Source organism: Haladaptatus sp. AB618, from assembly GCF_024136965.1.
Taxonomy (GTDB): domain Archaea; phylum Halobacteriota; class Halobacteria; order Halobacteriales; family Haladaptataceae; genus Haladaptatus.
Map to the genome: position 1 here is coordinate 587,653 of NZ_JAMYJX010000001.1, position 18,918 is coordinate 606,570.

An 18,918-nucleotide genomic window follows, 5' to 3' on the forward strand; every position below is an offset into this window, starting at 1 on the left:
AACTCGTGTACTGTCATCTCTGATACTGGAGTTGGTTCCACAATCGTATATAAAATTTGTGCAGACTCGCCCCGGCTGCGACCGTGCTATCCGGTTATGGCCAGCTCTGTCGATGCTCCGAACGAGACAATTATGACGGACAAACGACTCGGAGACAACGTTGCTCGGACGAAAATCGGTCGGCGGAACCTCCTTCGTGCAACTGGTGGAATGATCCTCACGGGCGTCCTTGCTGGCTGTTCCGGTAACGGGGACGGCGATACTGGAAACGGCGATGGCGACAGCGAAAACACCAGCGTTGATGAGTGGCTGTCGAGCACCGATAACTACGATTCGGTGACGGATATGACCGGAAAGGACGCCGTCACCGTCGAAGTCGGGCCGAGCGGGAACGAATACGTGTTCGAACCGGCCGCGATTCGAATCGACCCCGGAACGACCGTGACGTGGCAGTGGGTGGGAAGCGGCCACCACAACGTCGTCGCCACCGACGGGGGATTCAAAAGCGGCCCGCCGGAGAAAGAAGCGACGTTCGAACACACGTTCGATTCGGCCGGAAAGGCGCTGTACTACTGCCAGCCGCACAAGTCGATGGGCATGAAAGGTGCCGTCGTGGTCGGAAGCAGTGACGAGGGGACGGATGACAACAACTGACGGGGTAATGAAGACCGTTTCCCGTCGAACGCGGTGGGTACGATACAGCTACGTCGGACTGTTGGCACTGTTCGCCGTCTGTGTCGTCGTCCAGATTTACATCGCCGGGATGGCGGTGTTCATCGACCCGGCGAACTGGGGGATGCACATGGGGTTCGTCCACGCCTTCGAACTCCTTCCCCTCCTCATGCTCGTCGTCGCGTTTCTGGGTGGACTTCCGCGGACGTTCAAAGCGATTCCGGTCGTCTTGTCTGTGCTCGTCAGCGTTCAGTACGCGACGGCACACCTGTATGGGTCGTACGTCGCCGCGATTCATCCGGTGAACGGGATGGTGATTCTCGGCGTGGCAGTCGACGGGACGAAACGAGCGTGGTCGCAAGTGGCACGATAAAAGCTCAGTCGATGGAGATGTACGTTTTCGTGTCCATGACGCCGTCGAGCCCCTGAATCGACGAGGAGGAAGTCTGGAGCACTTCGTACACCTCGTCCGCGTCCACCTCGACGACGATGTCGTAATCCCCGGCGACGATGTGTGCCTCCCCGACGTTCGCCAACTCGCGCACCGAATCGAGCAACCCCTGTGACTTTCCTGCGGCCGTGTTCACCATGATAAATGCATGCACCATTATGGTGTGGGATACTCTACCATGCGAGAAAAACCTTTGCCCGGGGACGGTAGCTACCGTCGGTTCATCGGAGCTATCACGGACGGAGAGCGGCCAACTCCGGAGGAAAATTTGATGCGGGTTCGTCTCCGGAGAAAGCTTATTTAACCCCTCTATCGTACAACCGTTCATGCGATTCGTTATCATAGGTGCCGGGAGGGTCGGCCTACGAACCGCCCGTGTCCTCCGCGAGGAGGGTCACGAGGTGACGTTGGTCGAAAACGACACGACGAAGGCAAAGCGTGCGCGCACCGACGGTTTCGAGGTCATCGAAGGGGATGGGTCGCGTGAGGCGGTACTCCAACAGGCGAATCTCGATGATGCGGACGCGCTGGGTGGGCTGACGGGTGATCTGAACGTCAACTTCGCGGCTTGTTTGATCGGTAAGCACCACGGCTGTCGAACCATCCTCCGGATCGACGAGGATTACCGCGAGGACATCTACCGGAAGTACGCGAGCGACGTGGACGAGGTCGTCTATCCGGAACGCCTCGGTGCGATCGGCGCGAAGAACGCGCTTCTCGGCGGAAACATCCGTGCAATCGCCGATATCGCACAGAACTTGCAGGTGGTCGAACTCACGATCACCGAGGAGTCACCCATGCGTGGGTACTCCATCAGCGAACTGGAACTGCCCGCGAACTCGCGTGTTCTCGCGTTCGGCAAGCGCGACGAACGGATGGGAATCCCGCTCTCCGACGACTCGCTCGAAGTCGGCGACAGGGTCGCCGTCCTCGCCGATTTCGACGTCCTCGATGACGTTCGCAAAATCCTCGTCGGCGACGGTAGTCGAGCGACTCCGGCAGGAGGTATTTAAAATGGTTGCCGCATACATCATGGTCAAGGCGAACACGGGAGAGGCTGATCGACTGAAAAACGCGATTCTCGACATCGAGGGGGTCGAAGACGCCCACATCGTCGCCGGGGACGTAGACATTATCGTCAAGGTCAACGTCGACAACCCCGCCGAAGTGAAGACCGTCGCTGCCGACGGGATTCAGGGCGTACAGGGCGTCGAGGACACCCAAACGTACATCTCGATGGATTGAGGTCGACGGAAAATCAGTCGTACTGCTGGTGTGCCCGGTTCAGCATTCCCGCCGCTGGCTCACCGTACTCGTAGCCCGGAATGATCCCTTGCATCCACGTTCCTTCGGCGAAATCCACGATAGCCTTGGCGTCGTCGGCCGCCTTGTCGCTCCCCGAGAACTCGACCGAGAGAACTACTTCGTCCCCGTCGCGCTCGACCGTCGGTGGCGTCGCATCGTCCGCCGAAACGACGCTGTGAGCGTCTTCCAACCGTAGTTCGAGCGTTTCTAACCAGCCGGATTCGACGACGTCTGCGACCGGTTCGTCCGTCACGACGGCCGACAACGTCGGCATTCGTACGGTCACTTCGATGCTATCGTCTACCGTGACAGATCCGTCGAACGGCGTCGTGGTTACGACGTACTCCTCGTCGTCGTCTTCGAATCCGTCGTGGAGACGAAACGCCCGTTCGACCGCGTCCTTCCGATTCATTGGTCCCGTTAGGGAGGGGAGAGGGAAGGGCGTTACGAGAGGTCCCGATGGACGTCGATCTCGGACGACCACCGCATCTCGTCGTCGTACATGACCGGCGTCTCCGCGAGACCGAAACACCGTTGCAGTTCGTCTCCCGTGAGCGTGAACGTCGGGAGATCGCCGCCGACGAGGAAGTATCGCTCTACGCCGTCGAGGAACGGCATGGCGAACGATCCTATCGGGTTCCGACTCGTCGGAAACATGCGCATACGGAACTCGTATTCGTCGCCGCCCAACGGTTCGACGAAGAAGATGGTCGGTGCACTCTCCGATTGGACGACTTGGATGCCGCCGTCACCCACGACGACGTACTGATTGCCGACGAGTCGGCGACGTTTGGCGATCGAAAGCGCCGCCCGGAGCGGGAATCCGGCGTTGAGCAGTCTGGCAATCGTCCGCCCGATGACCGTCGCGCCGGCGTTTCCGATCTCGCTGTACGTGACGATGCCGCCGACGCTTCCCGCCTCGACGAGTCGCTTTCCGGGGACGTAGGATCGACACGCGTTCAACAGGAACATGTCCACGCCGATGTCGGAGACATCGGCGGGGTGGAGCAGTCCGTCGTGGCAGACGAACGCCTCGTTTTCGACGTGACCGATGTAGTGGAAGAAGTCCGTCGGTTCTCGAAGATGGTTTCGAAGCTCCGCCGTCGAGCAGTTCTGCTCGACGGTCACGTCGAACGGCAGTCGGTCGCGGTTGCCGTACAGGGTATCCTGATACTCCGCCCGCATCTTCGGGTCGTTACAGACGATGGTGATTTTGGCGTCGTCCGCCGACTCTTCGCGGTCCAACCGGTGTTCGAACCCGGACGGGATCAGTTTGTTTCCGCCGACCGGTGCACCGTCCCCGAGCCACGCGTGTTCGAGCGTGTCGGTGTCCGACGGGAGGACGTACTGTTCGTCCGGAACGGGTGACGACGGATACGTCGGGTTCGTTTCCGTCGTCCGCGTGAATTCGTTGATAGCAGTCGGTGATGCGACTGCACTCTTCGCTTCTTGGCTCCGTGTCTTCACGTCGATAACCGGCAAGTCCCTGAGGACGTACGGGAGCTGTGCTACGTTTTCGGCTTCGTCCGTAAGCTGTAGCGTGAGTCGCCACGTCGGAAGTTCGCCTTCGATGAGTGAAAACGGCACGTCGAGATACGCATCGAGTTGCTCGGCGAGTGACGCATCGTAGAGGGATTCAAAATCGAGATCGAGCATCGATCCGACCTGCTCGCGTTCGTGCAACTCGACTCGGTACAACCCCTCCGTTCGGACGAGACAGTCGAGGAACAGCGTCTGTTTGAGGACGCGTGCCACTTCGCCCTCGAACCCGCGTTCGGGATGATCGAGCGAGTGGATGCCCCTGTTCGTGACGATTCGGGGTGTATCGCCGGGAACGACGGTCGCCCCGAGATAGTACGCGAGCGGGACGACGGGGAAAACGAACTCGTATTCGGGTGGGACTTCGATGGTGATGCCCGTCTCCGGCGGTTGCAGGTCGTCCGGAATCCGAAGTTCGTCGCCGAATTCGACCACCGGGGGATGGCCCCGGAGGGTCGGGAACGAGCGCTCGGGGGAGAACGTCTTCAACGCCGACCCGAACGTCGAGACGGCGGCCATCACGTCCGCCGGATCGGTCGTCGTCGTCACCGTTCCCGCCGGACGGGTGTGGTCCGACCGAGCACCGATTTCGACGGCGACTTCGTCCCCGAACGAGATATGAAATTCGTCACCCCGAATCTCGAACGTGATGGACGATTCGACGCGTAAATACGTCTTCACCTTCGTCGTCAGTTCGATGTAATACTCACCGCTGGGGAGCGTTACTTCCTTTTCGTAGTCGACAGCGGCGATCAGCTCCCCGGATTTATCGCGGACGTAGGCGGAAATGACGAACGGAAACTCGATCCGATCCGTCCGGATGCGAGCGACGGCACCGACCGGTGCGTCGAACTCTTCGACCGGGACGGGTTGTGGGGTCACCGGTCGAGTCGTCCCGATCGAGTACTGACTCCGTTCAAGCGGGTCGATGATGGTCAACCCGACGGGGTCGTCCCGTAGTTGGAAGAGAGGTTGGACGCTTGTTCCGACGGTATCGGAAACGGGTACGTCACTCATTGTTGGATGGTTTCAGAGGTCGAACCACTCGGTCGTATGATTCGTTTCACGGAGATACCAGCGCTGTTCCGGGCCGCTCTCCCCCGCGCGGAGTTCGATCATCGCGTCGAACTTGTGGGCTATCGCGGTGACTTGGGGAGAATCTCGCTCGATGGGGAGTACGTAGTGGGCCATTCCGGCGACGTCCTTGATGCGCTCGCAGATCGGCCCAAGGAACGCATCGACTTCGGCGTCGTCGTGGTTTTCAACCAACGGACGGAGCGTGTCGAAGCAGAATCGAAGCTCTGCAGGGGCAAAGCCCCCGTGACTCTCGTCGAGTTTATCGATGGTCTCGACGATCGTGCTTCGAAATTCCTCGATATCACCGTCGACGCGTTCTACGGTCAGGGTGTCCGACATCGTCGATTCGGTGCTAACGGACCGCGCACCGGTATGATAGTCAACGACGTGAGCGTTGGAACCCATGCCGTTGGCCATCGCGAGGCGACTGCGTGCCGTCGCGATGCTCCGGTCGTGAAGCGCGAAGAGTCGCGTCCGATCGTGTGCCATCTCACCGAGAAGCGGAACGCTGGCCGCGTCGATCACGGAATCCGGAACCGCACCGACGACGAGGAGATTCCCCCCGAGTTGCTTGATACGCGCCAAGCCGGGTTGCACCGTGATGGTTCCGTCACCACGGATGGTCACGTGATGACCGTACAGCGAAAACGAGAGTCGGCCACCCCGTCGCGCCACGCCGTCGTCGCGTGGTTTGAAGAGCCTGTCGAGCGCCTCCGGGTCGATAACGTCGTAGAGTTGTTCGGGGATGTCCGAAGGTTCGACACCCGCCACGTCCGCAACAGCCACCGTTACCGTCGTACTGAGCGACTGCGGGCCGGTAAGGTCGTGTTGCACGCGATGGACGTCGCGCTCGTCGGAGGGACCATCCTCGTTCATATACTTTGTAAGCGTCGGCGAGCAACAGTCAAAAATCCATCGTCAGTGACTCGACACTGGATTTGGGAAGTTCGCCGGAAATCGTCGGATAGTATAGGGCTTCTGACTTCAGAACCGATTAGAAATAGTGGGTGTAGGAACCTGATTGTCTTTTTATTGATATCCGTGTGAGTGCTCGGACGGGAGTGAAGAAGTCGCTGAAATACCGCGGGACCGCCGTCGGTGCCATCACTCGACCCACGAATACGCACGGGAGGACAACCACGGAACCACGATCAGCAGAACGCCGAGACAGCCCACGAGGAGCGCGACGGTATCGCCGAGCGTCCACTCGTTCGTCGTGTTTTCACCGCCATTCGACGGCGGGTTTGGTCCGCTGGAATCGCCTCCAACCGTCGAGTTCGTCGTCGTGGGTATCGCTTCCGTCCGTGTCCTCGTTCGTCGGTTGGTAGTCGTCCACGTCGTTTTTCGTCCTGCACCGGTCGTCGCAGTCTTCGTAGACGCCGGTGGTTCCGTCGTTTCGGTCGTGCTCCGGGTCGTTTTCGTCTCTGTCGTCGCTGTCGTGGCGGTCGGAACCGCGGTGGTCGTCGGTGTGGTAGTGGCCGCGGTGGTCGTCGGTGTAGTTGCTGGAACCGTCGTCGTGGTGGTCGCTGTCGTAGTTTGCGTAGTCGTTGGAACTGTCGTTGTGGCAGTGGCTGTCGTCGAAGTCGTGGTTTGCGTAGTCGTTGGAACTGTCGTCGTAGTGGTCGCTGTCGTCGACGTCGTAGTTTGTGTAGTCGTGGTGGTTGTCGAAGTCGTGGTCGTCGGTGTCGTTGTACTCGTCGTCGCTGTCGATGTCGGTGTCGTTGTAGCCGTTGCAGTCGTTGTAGTCGTCGTTCCGTTGGTTGTCGTCGTTCCGTTGGTTGTCGTCGTTCCGTTGATTGTCGTCGTTCCGTTGATTGTCGTCCCGTTCGTCGTCGTATTACCGGCCGCGGCGGAGGCGATTCGTGGTCCGTCGGGCCCGCCGATCGTCGAACTCGATATTCCGGCGAGAAGGAGTCCCGCAATGGAGACGAGGAGCAGCAAACGGGCTGTCGAAGTTCGCATGTGAACAGGGGACATAGATCGCTGCTCATCGATTCCCAGCATCGACTGATTATTGTTACGATTATCCATGCAAAACTGCAGAATACTACGATATTCTTCGAGAAATTACCCTGTTTGTGGTCTATTTATGGATGGGATTCTAAAATTACCAATATATTGATGAATGACTTCACACATCAATGAGCAATCGAAACATCTCTCTGTTGTCGCAATTCGAGCGCTCTTATTTCTTCACTGATCGTATTCGACCTTCTTTCAGTATAGTTCGGCGACGGGACAATTCGGTACTCGTTGCGTTCGGATCACAACAGTGCGGCTTCCTGTCGCTTTTTCACGACCACTGGAATCGACGTCGTATCGGTCTGACCGGCAAACGTCACCGTCACGGTCACGTGGTCGGGGAGCTTCCGCACCATCTCCTTTTGCGTCACCCCCGGGCCGGTCGGTGCAGTCGAGACGAACCAATCTCCGTCGTGAGACGACAGGCCGGACGAGGTATATGCGTCGTCGAAAATCACTTCGATGCGCCGTTGAACCCTACGGATCGCAATCCCCCCGGCTTTCATCTCGCCCCACTGCTCGAACGGCTCCGTGGCGTACGCAACCGCACCCGAACTGTTCCGGGCGGTCACGACCCTGACTTCGTTCGTCTTCGGGAGGTATTCGGCGTCCGTATCCTCGACGGTCGTTCGTACGTCGAGCGGTTCTCCGGTGGCTCGAACCCCCGGAAGCGGGGACAGACTGGCGGCGATTTTCTCCTTCGTGAACCCGTTCACCTGCGAGCCGACGAGGCCGAGTCCGGCCGCCGTACAACCCGCCGCGAGGAAGGCCCGTCGTGAGGAGGGGGACATTGTTGTTTCCACGAATAAGGTCGGTAAATGCTTTGTGCAAAAATCCGTACTTCCTGCTCATCGGGTGTGCCATCCTCCGTTTCGATCGAAACCAAAAATACGCGATCAGGAATGCTATTCTCACCCACTCGAACACCACTTCCGGCCTTTCGGCATAACCCGCTCGCTTCGTTGAATAAATGACATTCTATGGGAGTACTCCTACCGATTAGGTGTTCCCGATATTGGAAAATGCGAGGGACGGGATTCGAACTACGCCCGGACATGCTCACTGCGTTGCGCGTGCCCGGTCTAATTCGAATCCCATCCGATCGATTCGCACGGCGCGACGGTTCGTCGCGCCGACTCATGCGAGGGATGGGATTCGAACCCATGGACGTCTACACGAGCGGGTCTTAAGCCCGCCGCCGTTGGCCTGGCTTGGCAACCCTCGCGCGTCAGTCGATTGCCGCTTCCACTGCAAGTGGGTTTCGGTTGGTACACGGCCCCCTCGTTTATTCGCGTTCCCGCCGAAATCCCGTCCATGCTCGCCTTCTCGCGCGAAGTGTACGATATGCTCGTCAGCCGTGCGCGTCGGGGTCGCCCCGACGAGATTTGCGGAATCCTCGCGGGGTCGCGCGGCGAGCGGGCCGAAGTGGAGGGCGTGTATCACGCCGAAAACGTCGCGGCGGACACGCGCACGAACTACGAGATCGACCCGGAGGAGCAACTCGCGGTCATGGATCGAATCGAAGCGGACGGCTCCGAGGTGGTCGGCTTCTATCACTCCCATCCCATGGGTCCCGACGCGCCCAGCGAAACCGACGCCGCGGACGCGACGTGGGACGGCTACTCCTACGTCATCGTCTCGCTGAACGGCTCCCATCCGTTCGTCGGGTCGTGGCGCTGGACCGGCGAGGCGTTCGAACCGGAAGTCGTCCAACTCCGATAGCGCGAGCCAACTAGGGGGTGGCTTTTTGAGGGCGCTCCGAACACAGGGGGCATGGACCGGAGCGAACGAACGGGAACCGAACGGTTGGACGACGGCGAACGGTTGAATGACGGCCACCGCGCGCTGTTGGCACTCCAACGCTGTCGAACCGCCCACGCACCCGACGAGCGGGTTGCCGTCTTCGACGTGACCCCCGAACCGACCACTGATGGAATCGAACTTCATGGACGCGTCTCGACGCCGCAACTCGAAGCCGAGGCGCGAGCGGCGGTCGAACGAGCAATCGGGACGCCGGTGACCAGTGACCTCGAAATCCTCGATGAACTGCGAACCGAGCGAACCGTCACCGGATCAGTCGTCTCCGTGCGCGACGATCCGGACGACGAGGCCGAACAGGTAACGCAGGTGCTCTACGGCGCGCGAGTCGAGGTGTTCGACGACGAGGACGAAACCTGGTCTCGGGTGCTGACGCCGGACGGCTATCTGGGATGGCTCGACCGAAGCGCGCTCGCGCCGATCGAGGACGACGAAACGAACGCGGTCGTCGTCCACGATACGAAGACGGACGACGGAGAGACGGTGTACGCCGGAACCGACTGCCGAGTCGAGGACGAAGATGGGAACGAGACGACCGTTCGCTTCCGCACCGGCGAGCACGCAACCGCCTCCGTGGGAGTCGTCCAGCGGCCACCCGAGAACCCGACCGGCGAGGCCGTCGTCGAAATCGCGCGGGAGTTCCTCGAAACCGACTACGACTGGGGTGGCATGACGAGCGACGGAATCGACTGCTCCGGACTGGCGTGGATCGCCTATCGAGTCAACGGTATCACCCTGCCACGCGACGCCGACCAACAGCGAGTCATGGGACGGTCCGTCGAGCGTGACGAACTGCTCCCCGGCGACCTGCTCTTCTTCCCCGGCCACGTCGCGGTCAGCCTCGGCGGCGATGAGTACGTCCACGCCTACGGCGGCGCGGAGTCGGTGGTGATCAACAGCCTCGACCCGGAGGACGACGCGTATATCGAAGATCTGGACGAGAAGTTCGAACTCGCGCGACGCTTCATCCCAGCCACGTGAACACGGCGTCGCCGATTTCCGCGATGGCGTCCGCCGCGTCGGCACCGTTCTGACGAGCGTCTCCGTTTTCGCCGTCCGCCGAACCGACGCCGTCGATGAACACCGAAAACACGAGCGGTTCGTCCCGGTCGGGGACGAATAGGATTCCGGTGTCCAACGCGGCGGTCGGGAGCCACCCGGTTTTGTGGGCGACTTCGGTTTCGTAGGGAAGATAACGCGGGATCATCGACGTGTCCTTTTGTGCACTGAGCGGGACTCGCATTCGCTCGTAGGCATCCGCTGAGAGCGTCCTCCGACGGACAAGGTCGGCGAAAAATCGAGCACAGTCGAGCGGCGTCGTGGCGTTCGTCGGTTCGTCTGCCGGGACGCCGATATCGAACTCCTCGAAGTCAGTCTCCTCCAGCGTCGCCATCATCTTTCGCGCGAGGCGGGTTCGCTCCATGCCGAGTCGGGTCGCCGCGTCGTTCACCGATTCGATGCCGAGGTGGTCGATGAGTTGGTTCGTCGCGGCGTTGTCGCTGACCGAGATCATGGCCACGGCGAGGTCTTCGAGGGTCGGCGTCGCGTCGAGTAAGTGCAAAAGCCCGCTTCCGCCGACGCGATTCTCCGGGGCGAGCGGACACGGACTGTCGAGTTCGTCGAGTCGGCCGTCGTATCGCTCGTAGAGGGCGTAAAGAACGGGGAGCTTGATCGTGCTCGCGCTCTGGAAGACGCAGGTCTCGTCGCGAGCGTAGATCACGTCGAAGTCCCTATCGTCGGTCGGGAATCCGAGGAAGACGCCGAGTTCGCCCTCGATTTCGTCGTCGTATCGCTCGATGTATCCCGCCAGTTCGTCGCGGGTTTCGATGCCGGACGCGTCAGGGCGCATCGGGAATCGACTCCGGTTTCGTTGCCATGCCGACACACTGGTCCCCGGTTCCTACAAATAGTTTCGTGTCGGGGAAGGGGTAACGAAACGCGACGGTCGTCGCCTAGCATGGGAGGGCGAACGATTATCCTCGCGTTGTCGGATGTTTTGGCATGGAACTAGCGGACAGAATGGAGCGACTGCGCACGCACGCTGACGACCTCGTCTCGGCGTTCGGCTCGCCGCTCTACGCCTTCTTCGAGGACGACCTGCGCACGAACTACGACACCCTCCGCGGAGCGCTGGACGAGCAGTATCCGAACTCAGAGATTCACTTCGCGGTGAAGGCCAACTACAACCTCGGTATCCTCTCGGTGCTCCGGGACGCGGGCTGTAAGGCCGAAGCGTACGCCCGCTGTGAACTGACGGCCACGCAACGGGCGGGGTTCGACCCCGAAGACGTCCTCCTCACCGGCATGAACCGCACTCCGGCGGATATCGAACGCGCGCTCGACTGGGGGGTCTCGCACCTGCTCATCGACAACGCGACGGAGTTGGAGAAAGTGGTCGTGGCCGCCGAGGCGACTGGGGTGGTTCCGGACGTGCTGATCCGCGGTAATCCCGCGATGGACGTGCCGACTCACCCGGAAGTTGCGACGGCCACGCTCGAAAGCAAGTTCGGACTCGACATCGAAAGCGGGCGGGCGATGGCCGTCGCCGAGAAGACGGTCGAATCCGACGCCGTCTCGCTCGCTGGCGTACAACTACACGTCGGCAGTCAGGTTCGCGGCGTCGAACCGTACGGCGTCGCGGCCCGCGAGATGCTCGGCTTCGCGGCGGACGTGCGCGACGAACTGGGCGTCGAAATCGACGTCCTCGACCTCGGCGGCGGCTTCCCCGTCCCGTACGACGAGGACGTCCCCGCAACCGAGGACATCGTGTCGTACATGGCCGACACGATTCGGGAGAGCTGTGCGGAACACGACCTTTCGGAGCCGAAGCTGTTCGTCGAACCCGGACGGCGACTCGTCGGCAACGCCGGGGCGTTTGTGGCGACGGTCGGCGTGATCAAGGAGACGCCGTTCGCCGACTTCGTGGTGCTCGACGGCGGGACGAACGCGGTCTCCTCCTACTGGCCGTACCCCGTCTACGCGGTGAAAGACCGTGATCCGGGACAGGAATACCACGTCGCCGGGCCGCTTTGCTACTCGGGGGACGTGATAAGCGAGGACGTTTCCCTCCCCCAACTCGGCCCCGGTGACCTCGTGGCGGTGGACCGAATCGGCGCGTACTCGCTCGGGAGCGCGAGTCACACGAACGCCGAGCCGAAACCCCCGGTCGTGCTGGTTCGAACGGACGGCACGCACGAACTCCTCCGACGGCGCGAGACGTGTGACGACGTTCTCGGGCGGGATTCGATTCCTGACGGGTTGGAACGGTGAACACCGTGAGAAAGATATTTCGAACGGCGAATGCCGTGAGAAAGACATTCGGAACGGTGCACACCGTGAGAAAGACCTTTAGGCGGCGCGTTCCCTGAAAAATCCATGCAACCACCGAACCCGCTGTCGCCCGACCCGGCGGGTGGAATCGACGATACGGGGAGCTTTTTCGCGGGTCTCGTTCCGGACCCGGTCGCGCTTCGGTGTCTGTCGGTCGAACTCCGCGCGCCGAGGGAAATCGTCGTGGGCGAACCGGCCACGTTTCTCCTTCGGATTCGCAACCGATTGCCCGCGCCCGTGAGCGTTCGACTGCCGACGAGTCGGCTGTGGGGATGGGCGGTAAACGGTATTCCGGAGGCTGACGAACGGGGGTTCGAACCGCCGGAGACCTCACGGACGGTCGCGTTTCGGACCCGTGAGATCAAACAGTTCGAGGGGACGTGGGACGGTCATATCCGCCGCGCGGGAATCGACGGCGACGTGTGGCGACCTGAAACGGGAACGCACACGCTCAGCGCCCATCTCGCGACGGAGAATCCACGGCAGCAGCTATCCGATAGCGTACAAATAACGGTCGTATCGAGTCAATCCTAGTATGAAAGGGCGGCGTTATATGCCCTGTTCATCTTTGCTATTAGGTATCACGAACCGGGCGACTTGTCCCGACGAACGATATCATGACAGAAAAACCAAAATATTCGTGGAACCGGCGGCGGTTTTTGACGGTAAGTGCCCTTGGCGGAGTGACGGCCATCGCAGGATGTGGCGGGAAGAGCACGACCGGAGACGGCTCAGGCGGTGCCGGAACCTCCGACGGTGGTAACACGAATACGAACAGCGGCAGCGACGACGGCAACGACAACAGTAACGCGAAGAAGGGCGGGACGTTCGTCAACGTCGCACCCGAAGAGGCGACGACCCTCGACCCGCGGATGAACGAACTCGCGTGGGCGAACGGGATGATGCACTACCTCTTCGACGGGCTGTTGGCCATGAAGCCCGACGGGAGCGAACTCGTCCCGCACCTCGCAAAGGAGCTCCCGAAAAAGCAGGACGACACGACGTTCACCGTCCCGCTCAAAGAGGGCGTCAAGTTCCACAACGGGACCACGCTCACCGCAGACGACGTGGAGTACTCGTTCAGTTGGGTGCTCGACTCCGACAACAAATCCACGAACCAGGAGAACCTCTCCTTTGTCGATAGCGTCGAGAAATCGGGTGATATGGAGGTTACGTTCAACCTCAAGCACCCCTACGCGCTGTTCGAGCAGACGTTGGCGGGCATGAACGCCGCCATCGTTCCGAAGAAGTACGCGAGCGACAAGGGCCAGAAGAAGTTCTCCCGGAAACCCGTCGGTACCGGACCGTTCAAACTCAAGAACTGGCAGGCCGGGTCCTCGCTCACCCTCGAACGCTTCGACGATTACTTCATCGAAGCGCCGAACCTCAAACAGCTCAAATATCGCGTCATCCCCGAGTCGGATACCGCGTACTTCGAACTCGCGAGCGGGGGCGTTCAGCAGGCGTCGGTTCCCAAAACGTTGCTCGGGAAGGCCCAAAACAACAACAAGCTGAAGATGAAGCGTATCTCGCAGTTCGACTACAACGGCCTCATGTTCAACGCGAACCACGAGCCGTTCGACAACCGCAAGGTGCGCAAAGCCATGCAGTACCTCGTGGATTACGACGAGATGCTGGAAGCGGCAAAGGGGCAACTCGGCAAGCGCAGCTACGGATACATGCCGACGGAGGTCAACAAGGCGTGGGACTTCCCGTGGCAGGACTGGAAGAAGAAGTACTTCCCGGAGAAGAACTACGACAAGGCAAAGCAACTGCTCAAAGAGGCGGGATACGGCGACGGCTTCGAGGTCGACATGCCGACCGCAACCTCTGGGAAGTTCAAGAACATGGCTATCTTGCTCCAGAACGGGATGGAGAAGGTGGGAATCAAAGCCAACGTTCGGGAGATCACCATCGGCCAGTGGCTCGACCTGCTCGACAACGGCAAGTACGACGTGACGTTCTACGGCTGGTCCGGTGGGCAGGACCCGGATGGGTTCTTCTACTACCTGTTCCGCGACCCGCAGAACGACGACAGCCCGGTTCCGGACGATTACGTCGGCAACGCCTCCGCCGGGATGCTCTACCAAGCCTATCCGGACAGCAAGAAGCTACAGGACGCGGACGCGAAGATTCGCAAGGCACGCAAACTGCAGGACCGCGACAAGCGTCGGAAACTGTACATCGACATCGCGGAGACGTTCCAGTCCGAGTATCCGCACATTCAGGTGTACTCGGAGCAGTCCGCGACCGCGTGGAACAAGTCCGTGAAGGATTACGACCCGACGGCCTACGTCGCCCAACCCCTCTGCAACGAGTGGTCGAACTCCTGGCTTAGCAACTAACTCCCCCTATCTTTCCATACACACGAAATCATGAGCATGTACCGATACACCGTCCGGCGGATTTTGCAGATAATTCCCGTTCTGCTGGGCGTTTTCACGCTGACGTTCGTAATGATGCACTCCCTGCCGGGCAACCCAGTCAAGATCTATCTCGGGTTGAACCCGAGCAAGGAGCTTGCAGACCAACTCATCCACCAATATGGCTTCGACCAACCGCTGTGGAAGCAGTACCTCGACTATCTATCCAAGGTGCTCCACGGCAACCTCGGCGAGTCGTTCATGCTGAAACGACCCGTCATCGACCTGATGCTGGAGCGCGTCGGCCCGACGTTCACCCTGATGGGGCTGTCGTACGTCATCGCGCTTCCCATCTCGATCCTGCTCGGCGTTTACGCCGCCTCGCGACACAACGAACTCGGCGACCACGTCTCCCGATTCGTGGGGCTGGCGGGGCTTTCGACGCCGAACTTCTGGTTGGGGCTGATGCTGATGTTCATAGTCGCAGTCAAGTTGCAGTGGCTCCCGGTGTCCGGATACGTCCCTTTCGCACAGGCCCCGGTCGAGTCCGCAAAACGGCTCGTCATGCCGGTCATCACGCTCTCGACTGCGATGACCGCAACGTTGATGCGGATGACGCGTTCCAGCATGGTCGAGGAGCTATCACAGGATTACGTCCAGACGGCGCGGGCCTACGGTCTGCCCGAGCGGCGCATCCTGCTCAAACACTCGTTCAGGAACGCGCTGTTGCCGCTCGTCACCATTATCGGACTGCAGTTGTCCTTCCTGTTGGACGGCAGCGTCGTCACCGAGAAAATCTTTGCCATTCCGGGTATGGGTCGGCTGTTCTTCAACGGCATGACGAACAACGATTACGGTGTTATCATGGGGATGACCCTGACGTTCGCCCTGTTGTTCCTGGCCGGAGTCCTGCTGACCGACCTCGCCTACGCGTACATCGACCCGCGGATCAGATACGACTGACATGAGTACGAATCAACCAGTTACCGAGAGTGGAATCGACACCGAAAGTCGCCTACGGGGAACACTTCGGGAGCTACGGTACAGTCCGACGGCAATCGCTGGCGCGATTATGATCGCCATCCTCGTCGTACTGGCGATATTCTCGACCATCGACATCGTGATTTTCAACAGACACATCATTACCTCCCTCCTCGCCGACCCACACGAACCGGACCCGCTACATTCGAACGCGGCCCCGTCCGTCGCACACCCGATGGGCACCGACAACCTCGGGAGGGATATACTGGCACGGATAATCTACGGTAGCCGCATCGCGCTCGCCATTGGCGTCATCTCCGTCGGAATCAGCTTCCTCGGCGGTATCGCCTGCGGCGCGACGGCGGCGTACTTCGGGGGTAGAATCGACGACCTCATCATGCGACTACTGGAGGTACTGTACTCGATTCCGGGTCTCATCCTCGCCATGACGCTGATGGCCATCATGGGAGCGAGCGTGTACAACCTCTTTCTCGCCTACGGCGTCATCGGCATTCCCGCGTACGCCCGCGTGATGCGGTCGGAAGTGCTCTCCCTTCGGGAGGAGGAGTACGTCGAAGCGGCACGCGCCGCCGGACTACCCACCCGAACCATCCTCTTCCGCGAAATCGTCCCGAACGGGTTGGCCGCGGTGCTCGTCCAAGCGACGCTCTCGATGGGTGGCGTCATCATCGGCGCGGCGGCGCTGTCGTTCCTCGGATTCGGCGTTCAACCCCCGACGGCTTCGTGGGGTCGGATGTTGAGTAACTCGCGGCAGGCCATGATCATCGCACCGTGGATTACGATCTTCCCCGGTCTGATGATATTTTTCACTGTGATGGGCTTCAACATGCTCGGTGACGGCTTGCGGGACGCGATGGACCCGAAAACGACGCTTTGGAAGGCGGACTGGGACGAACTCGGCGACGACTTCCTGCCCACGGAAAACTCGCGTGACGAACCCGAACCGATCACCGAAAACCCCGCCACGGACGGCGGAACGGAGACGGAGAAGTGGGAGGAACTGGATAGGAACGACGAAACCGACGGAGGCAACCGATGAGTCTACTCGAAGTCGAAGACCTCAGGACGTACTTCTACACGCAAAGCGGAATCGTACAGGCGGTCGATGGCGTCAGCTTCGAGGTCGAGAAGGGCGAGACCATCGGCTTGGTCGGAGAGAGCGGGGCCGGGAAGAGCGTGACGGTGAAGAGTCTGCTCGGTCTCATCAACCCGCCCGGCAAGGTGGTCGATGGCTCCGTTCGATTCGACGGACGCGAGTTGACCGACTGCACCGAACGCGAACTCCGACAGGAGGTTCGCGGTAGCGAAATCTCGTTCGTGTTTCAGGACCCGATGTCGGCGCTGAATCCCGTCTTCACCGTCGGAAATCAGATCGCCGAAGTCGTGGAGTACCACACCGACTGTACCGGCGAGGAGTCCCGTCAACGGGCCATCGAACTGCTGGACGACGTCGGAATTCCGGACCCGGAACAGCGGGTCGATCAGTACCCGCACGAGTTCTCGGGCGGGATGCGCCAGCGCGCCCTCATCGCCATGGCGTTGTCGTGCAACCCGAAACTCATCATCGCGGACGAACCGACGACGGCGCTTGACGTGACGATCCAGGCCCAAATCCTCGACCTGTTCGACGACATCCAGGACAAGTACGACACGAGCGTCGTCTACGTCACCCACGACATGGGCGTCGTCCGTGAGGTCTGTGACCGCGTTGCCGTGATGTATCTCGGCAAGGTGGTCGAGCAGGCACCCTACGAGGAACTGTACCGCAATCCGAAACATCCGTACACGCAAGCGCTCCTGCGGTCGGTCGTCCGCCCCGACCAGCGCGTGGACGACCTGAACCCCATCCAGGGGACGGTGCCGAGCGCGATAGATCCACCCTCCGGCTGTCGGTTCCGCACGCGATGTCCCGTCGCCATCGATGACTGTTCGAAAATCGAACCGCCGCGCATCGGCGTGGGCCCGAACCACGATTCGGCGTGTCTGCTCTACAAGGAGGGATACGGTGCCGAGGAGCCACGACTGCACGAGGAAGCACGACGGGGGAGACCATGAGTCAACACGTACAACAACGGCCGAAAGCGCGGGGCGAACCGCTGCTCAGGGTTGAAAACCTGACGAAACACTTCCCGGTGAACACCGGGTTCATCAGCTCGCTCCGGTGGAACTCCGAGGGCGGATTTCCGCTGACGTTTGACGACGAGAGCGTCAAAGCGGTCGACGGCGTGAGCTTCGACCTCTACCCCGGCGAAACGCTGGGAATCGTCGGCGAATCCGGATGCGGAAAATCGACGCTCGCACGAACCCTTCTGGGACTGACCGACCCGACCGACGGCGTCGTGGAATTCCAGGGAACGCGAACCACGTCGTTCGATTCGGACGCGAAGCGCGAGTTCCGGCGGAACGCACAGATCGTGTTTCAGGACCCGATGAGCAGCCTGAACCCACGACGGAAAGTCGGAAGCATCATCGCCGACCCGCTGGAGGCCGCCGGGTGGGACCCGGCGGACCGGCGGGAGCGCGTCGTGGAACTGCTCGACCAGGTCGGACTCACGGAGGAACACTACGGACGGTATCCGCACGAGTTCTCCGGCGGGCAGCGCCAGCGGATCAACCTCGCACGGGCGCTTTCGATCAACCCGGACCTCGTCGTCGCCGACGAACCCGTGAGCGGCCTCGACATGAGCGTGCAGGCCCAAATTCTCTCGCTCATGCAGGACATTCAGGACGAGTACGACCTGACCTACCTGTTCATCACCCACGACCTGAGCGTCGTCCGCAACGTCGCCGACCGCGTGGCGGTGATGTATCTCGGCGACTTCGTTGAAACCGGCCCGGTTGACCGGCTCTTCACGGAGCCACACCACCCCTACACCCGCGCGCTTCTGGACGCGGTGCCGAACCCCGACCCGGACACGCGCGGCGTCGAATCGAAACTCGTCGGGGACGTTCCGAGCCCGAGCAATCCGCCATCCGGCTGTAAGTTCCACACGCGCTGTCCCGACATCATCGTCCCTGACCCGTTCACCCGTGAGACGTTCCGCGAGTACATGGACCTCAAAAGCGACGTCGCCGAGGAATCCCTTCGGACGGAGGCCGAACCCGCCGCCGTCCGCTCGGAGTACTTCAAACACGACCCACCGGCGGGTGTCGAGAAGACGATTCAGCGGGCCGTTTCGGAAGCGGCCGACGGAGACTGGGACGATGCAGCCGACACCCTGAACGAATATCAGTCGCCGTGCGAAACCGACGTGCCGAAACTGGAATCCGTGGGTGAAAACCAGCTCTCGGCCTGTCACCTCGACGTCGACGAACGGGAACCGTTCTCGTGGTGAATGG

The 18,918-nt window shown here is 60.9% G+C and carries 20 protein-coding genes and 1 tRNA gene; 14 read left to right on the top strand and 7 right to left on the bottom strand.

Annotated elements, in window-relative coordinates:
* Window positions 1-132: 132 nt before the first annotated feature.
* Window positions 133-654 (top strand): halocyanin domain-containing protein, encoded by a 522-nt coding sequence (locus tag NKF26_RS03110; RefSeq protein ID WP_253225291.1) that lies wholly within the window; start codon window positions 133-135, stop codon window positions 652-654.
* Window positions 641-1,045: a DUF6220 domain-containing protein gene (locus NKF26_RS03115; protein ID WP_253233986.1), complete on the top strand. Its 405-nt coding sequence runs from the start codon at window positions 641-643 to the stop codon at window positions 1,043-1,045. Before NKF26_RS03110 ends, NKF26_RS03115 begins: the two co-directional genes overlap by 14 nt.
* A 4-nt stretch (window positions 1,046-1,049) precedes the next feature.
* Here the strand turns inward: NKF26_RS03115 and NKF26_RS03120 are convergent, their stop codons facing one another.
* Window positions 1,050-1,280 carry an Lrp/AsnC ligand binding domain-containing protein gene (locus NKF26_RS03120; protein ID WP_253225293.1) on the bottom strand — a complete coding sequence of 77 codons (231 nt, stop codon included), beginning with the start codon at window positions 1,278-1,280 and terminating at the stop codon, window positions 1,050-1,052.
* 169 nt (window positions 1,281-1,449) lie between these two features.
* Between NKF26_RS03120 and NKF26_RS03125 the strand changes: the two genes are divergently transcribed.
* Both NKF26_RS03125 and NKF26_RS03130 read left to right on the top strand, forming a co-directional pair.
* Window positions 1,450-2,136, top strand: coding sequence for a TrkA family potassium uptake protein (locus NKF26_RS03125; protein WP_253225294.1), 687 nt, complete (start codon window positions 1,450-1,452; stop codon window positions 2,134-2,136).
* A gap of 1 nt (window position 2,137) precedes the next feature.
* Window positions 2,138-2,368, top strand: coding sequence for an Lrp/AsnC family transcriptional regulator (locus NKF26_RS03130; protein ID WP_253225295.1), 231 nt, complete (start codon window positions 2,138-2,140; stop codon window positions 2,366-2,368).
* Window positions 2,369-2,381: 13 nt separating this feature from the next.
* On the opposite strand, the gene NKF26_RS03135 is transcribed toward NKF26_RS03130, so the two are convergent.
* The 3 genes from NKF26_RS03135 to NKF26_RS03145 are packed head-to-tail and all read right to left on the bottom strand — an operon-like array spanning window position 2,382 to window position 5,920.
* Window positions 2,382-2,840, bottom strand: a complete 459-nt coding sequence (locus tag NKF26_RS03135) for a DUF5813 family protein (protein ID WP_253225296.1) — start codon at window positions 2,838-2,840, stop codon at window positions 2,382-2,384.
* 32 nt (window positions 2,841-2,872) lie between these two features.
* Complete coding sequence (locus tag NKF26_RS03140; RefSeq protein WP_253233987.1) at window positions 2,873-4,984, bottom strand: hypothetical protein; 2,112 nt, start codon at window positions 4,982-4,984, stop codon at window positions 2,873-2,875.
* A 12-nt stretch (window positions 4,985-4,996) separates the two neighbouring features.
* Entirely contained in the window at window positions 4,997-5,920 is a 924-nt protein-coding gene (locus NKF26_RS03145) for a HalOD1 output domain-containing protein (RefSeq protein ID WP_253233988.1), read from the bottom strand.
* 445 nt (window positions 5,921-6,365) lie between these two features.
* Between NKF26_RS03145 and NKF26_RS03150 the strand changes: the two genes are divergently transcribed.
* Window positions 6,366-7,010: a hypothetical protein gene (locus NKF26_RS03150; RefSeq protein ID WP_253233989.1), complete on the top strand. Its 645-nt coding sequence runs from the start codon at window positions 6,366-6,368 to the stop codon at window positions 7,008-7,010.
* A gap of 298 nt (window positions 7,011-7,308) precedes the next feature.
* Here NKF26_RS03150 and NKF26_RS03155 read toward each other — a convergent pair whose 3' ends face one another.
* Complete coding sequence (locus NKF26_RS03155; RefSeq protein ID WP_253225300.1) at window positions 7,309-7,857, bottom strand: hypothetical protein; 549 nt, start codon at window positions 7,855-7,857, stop codon at window positions 7,309-7,311.
* A 349-nt stretch (window positions 7,858-8,206) separates the two neighbouring features.
* Window positions 8,207-8,291, bottom strand: a tRNA-Leu gene (locus NKF26_RS03160).
* A gap of 89 nt (window positions 8,292-8,380) precedes the next feature.
* On the opposite strand from NKF26_RS03160, the gene NKF26_RS03165 reads away from it, so the two are divergent.
* Window positions 8,381-8,788 carry a desampylase gene (locus tag NKF26_RS03165; RefSeq protein ID WP_253233990.1) on the top strand — a complete coding sequence of 136 codons (408 nt, stop codon included), beginning with the start codon at window positions 8,381-8,383 and terminating at the stop codon, window positions 8,786-8,788.
* 51 nt (window positions 8,789-8,839) lie between these two features.
* Window positions 8,840-9,865, top strand: a complete 1,026-nt coding sequence (locus tag NKF26_RS03170; protein ID WP_253225302.1) for a C40 family peptidase — start codon at window positions 8,840-8,842, stop codon at window positions 9,863-9,865.
* Here the strand turns inward: NKF26_RS03170 and NKF26_RS03175 are convergent.
* On the bottom strand, window positions 9,849-10,733 hold the full coding sequence (locus NKF26_RS03175) for a serine hydrolase (RefSeq protein WP_253225303.1): 885 nt from the start codon (window positions 10,731-10,733) through the stop codon (window positions 9,849-9,851). The genes NKF26_RS03170 and NKF26_RS03175 overlap by 17 nt on opposite strands.
* Window positions 10,734-10,885: 152 nt before the next feature.
* Between NKF26_RS03175 and lysA the strand changes: the two genes are divergently transcribed.
* The 7 genes from lysA (at window position 10,886) to NKF26_RS03210 (ending at window position 18,914) form a co-directional block, all read left to right on the top strand.
* Complete coding sequence (gene lysA, locus NKF26_RS03180; protein WP_253225304.1) at window positions 10,886-12,154, top strand: diaminopimelate decarboxylase; 1,269 nt, start codon at window positions 10,886-10,888, stop codon at window positions 12,152-12,154.
* A gap of 105 nt (window positions 12,155-12,259) precedes the next feature.
* Window positions 12,260-12,748, top strand: coding sequence for a hypothetical protein (locus tag NKF26_RS03185; protein ID WP_253225305.1), 489 nt, complete (start codon window positions 12,260-12,262; stop codon window positions 12,746-12,748).
* Between the two features lie 83 nt (window positions 12,749-12,831).
* On the top strand, window positions 12,832-14,559 hold the full coding sequence (locus tag NKF26_RS03190) for an ABC transporter substrate-binding protein (protein WP_253225306.1): 1,728 nt from the start codon (window positions 12,832-12,834) through the stop codon (window positions 14,557-14,559).
* 30 nt (window positions 14,560-14,589) lie between these two features.
* On the top strand, window positions 14,590-15,540 hold the full coding sequence (locus NKF26_RS03195; protein ID WP_253225307.1) for an ABC transporter permease: 951 nt from the start codon (window positions 14,590-14,592) through the stop codon (window positions 15,538-15,540).
* 1 nt (window position 15,541) lies between these two features.
* Window positions 15,542-16,618: an ABC transporter permease gene (locus NKF26_RS03200; protein ID WP_253225308.1), complete on the top strand. Its 1,077-nt coding sequence runs from the start codon at window positions 15,542-15,544 to the stop codon at window positions 16,616-16,618.
* Window positions 16,615-17,634, top strand: a complete 1,020-nt coding sequence (locus tag NKF26_RS03205; RefSeq protein WP_253225309.1) for an ABC transporter ATP-binding protein — start codon at window positions 16,615-16,617, stop codon at window positions 17,632-17,634. The genes NKF26_RS03200 and NKF26_RS03205 overlap by 4 nt, the downstream gene beginning before the upstream one ends.
* The gene (locus tag NKF26_RS03210) at window positions 17,631-18,914 is read left to right on the top strand and encodes an ABC transporter ATP-binding protein (protein ID WP_253225310.1); all 1,284 of its coding nucleotides are present in this window, start codon (window positions 17,631-17,633) and stop codon (window positions 18,912-18,914) included. The genes NKF26_RS03205 and NKF26_RS03210 overlap by 4 nt, the downstream gene beginning before the upstream one ends.
* Window positions 18,915-18,918 lie beyond the last annotated feature (4 nt).

What these genes read in the sequence shown, in the direction of transcription:
- NKF26_RS03110 (WP_253225291.1), top strand. Translation starts at nt 133, where the DNA reads ATGACGGACAAACGACTCGGAGACAACGTTGCTCGGACGAAAATCGGT.
- NKF26_RS03115 (WP_253233986.1), top strand. Translation starts at nt 641, where the DNA reads ATGACAACAACTGACGGGGTAATGAAGACCGTTTCCCGTCGAACGCGG.
- NKF26_RS03120 (WP_253225293.1), bottom strand. Translation starts at nt 1,280, where the DNA reads ATGGTGCATGCATTTATCATGGTGAACACGGCCGCAGGAAAGTCACAG.
- NKF26_RS03125 (WP_253225294.1), top strand. Translation starts at nt 1,450, where the DNA reads ATGCGATTCGTTATCATAGGTGCCGGGAGGGTCGGCCTACGAACCGCC.
- NKF26_RS03130 (WP_253225295.1), top strand. Translation starts at nt 2,138, where the DNA reads ATGGTTGCCGCATACATCATGGTCAAGGCGAACACGGGAGAGGCTGAT.
- NKF26_RS03135 (WP_253225296.1), bottom strand. Translation starts at nt 2,840, where the DNA reads ATGAATCGGAAGGACGCGGTCGAACGGGCGTTTCGTCTCCACGACGGA.
- NKF26_RS03140 (WP_253233987.1), bottom strand. Translation starts at nt 4,984, where the DNA reads ATGAGTGACGTACCCGTTTCCGATACCGTCGGAACAAGCGTCCAACCT.
- NKF26_RS03145 (WP_253233988.1), bottom strand. Translation starts at nt 5,920, where the DNA reads ATGAACGAGGATGGTCCCTCCGACGAGCGCGACGTCCATCGCGTGCAA.
- NKF26_RS03155 (WP_253225300.1), bottom strand. Translation starts at nt 7,857, where the DNA reads ATGTCCCCCTCCTCACGACGGGCCTTCCTCGCGGCGGGTTGTACGGCG.
- NKF26_RS03165 (WP_253233990.1), top strand. Translation starts at nt 8,381, where the DNA reads ATGCTCGCCTTCTCGCGCGAAGTGTACGATATGCTCGTCAGCCGTGCG.
- NKF26_RS03170 (WP_253225302.1), top strand. Translation starts at nt 8,840, where the DNA reads ATGGACCGGAGCGAACGAACGGGAACCGAACGGTTGGACGACGGCGAA.
- NKF26_RS03175 (WP_253225303.1), bottom strand. Translation starts at nt 10,733, where the DNA reads ATGCGCCCTGACGCGTCCGGCATCGAAACCCGCGACGAACTGGCGGGA.
- lysA (WP_253225304.1), top strand. Translation starts at nt 10,886, where the DNA reads ATGGAACTAGCGGACAGAATGGAGCGACTGCGCACGCACGCTGACGAC.
- NKF26_RS03185 (WP_253225305.1), top strand. Translation starts at nt 12,260, where the DNA reads ATGCAACCACCGAACCCGCTGTCGCCCGACCCGGCGGGTGGAATCGAC.
- NKF26_RS03190 (WP_253225306.1), top strand. Translation starts at nt 12,832, where the DNA reads ATGACAGAAAAACCAAAATATTCGTGGAACCGGCGGCGGTTTTTGACG.
- NKF26_RS03195 (WP_253225307.1), top strand. Translation starts at nt 14,590, where the DNA reads ATGAGCATGTACCGATACACCGTCCGGCGGATTTTGCAGATAATTCCC.
- NKF26_RS03200 (WP_253225308.1), top strand. Translation starts at nt 15,542, where the DNA reads ATGAGTACGAATCAACCAGTTACCGAGAGTGGAATCGACACCGAAAGT.
- NKF26_RS03205 (WP_253225309.1), top strand. Translation starts at nt 16,615, where the DNA reads ATGAGTCTACTCGAAGTCGAAGACCTCAGGACGTACTTCTACACGCAA.
- NKF26_RS03210 (WP_253225310.1), top strand. Translation starts at nt 17,631, where the DNA reads ATGAGTCAACACGTACAACAACGGCCGAAAGCGCGGGGCGAACCGCTG.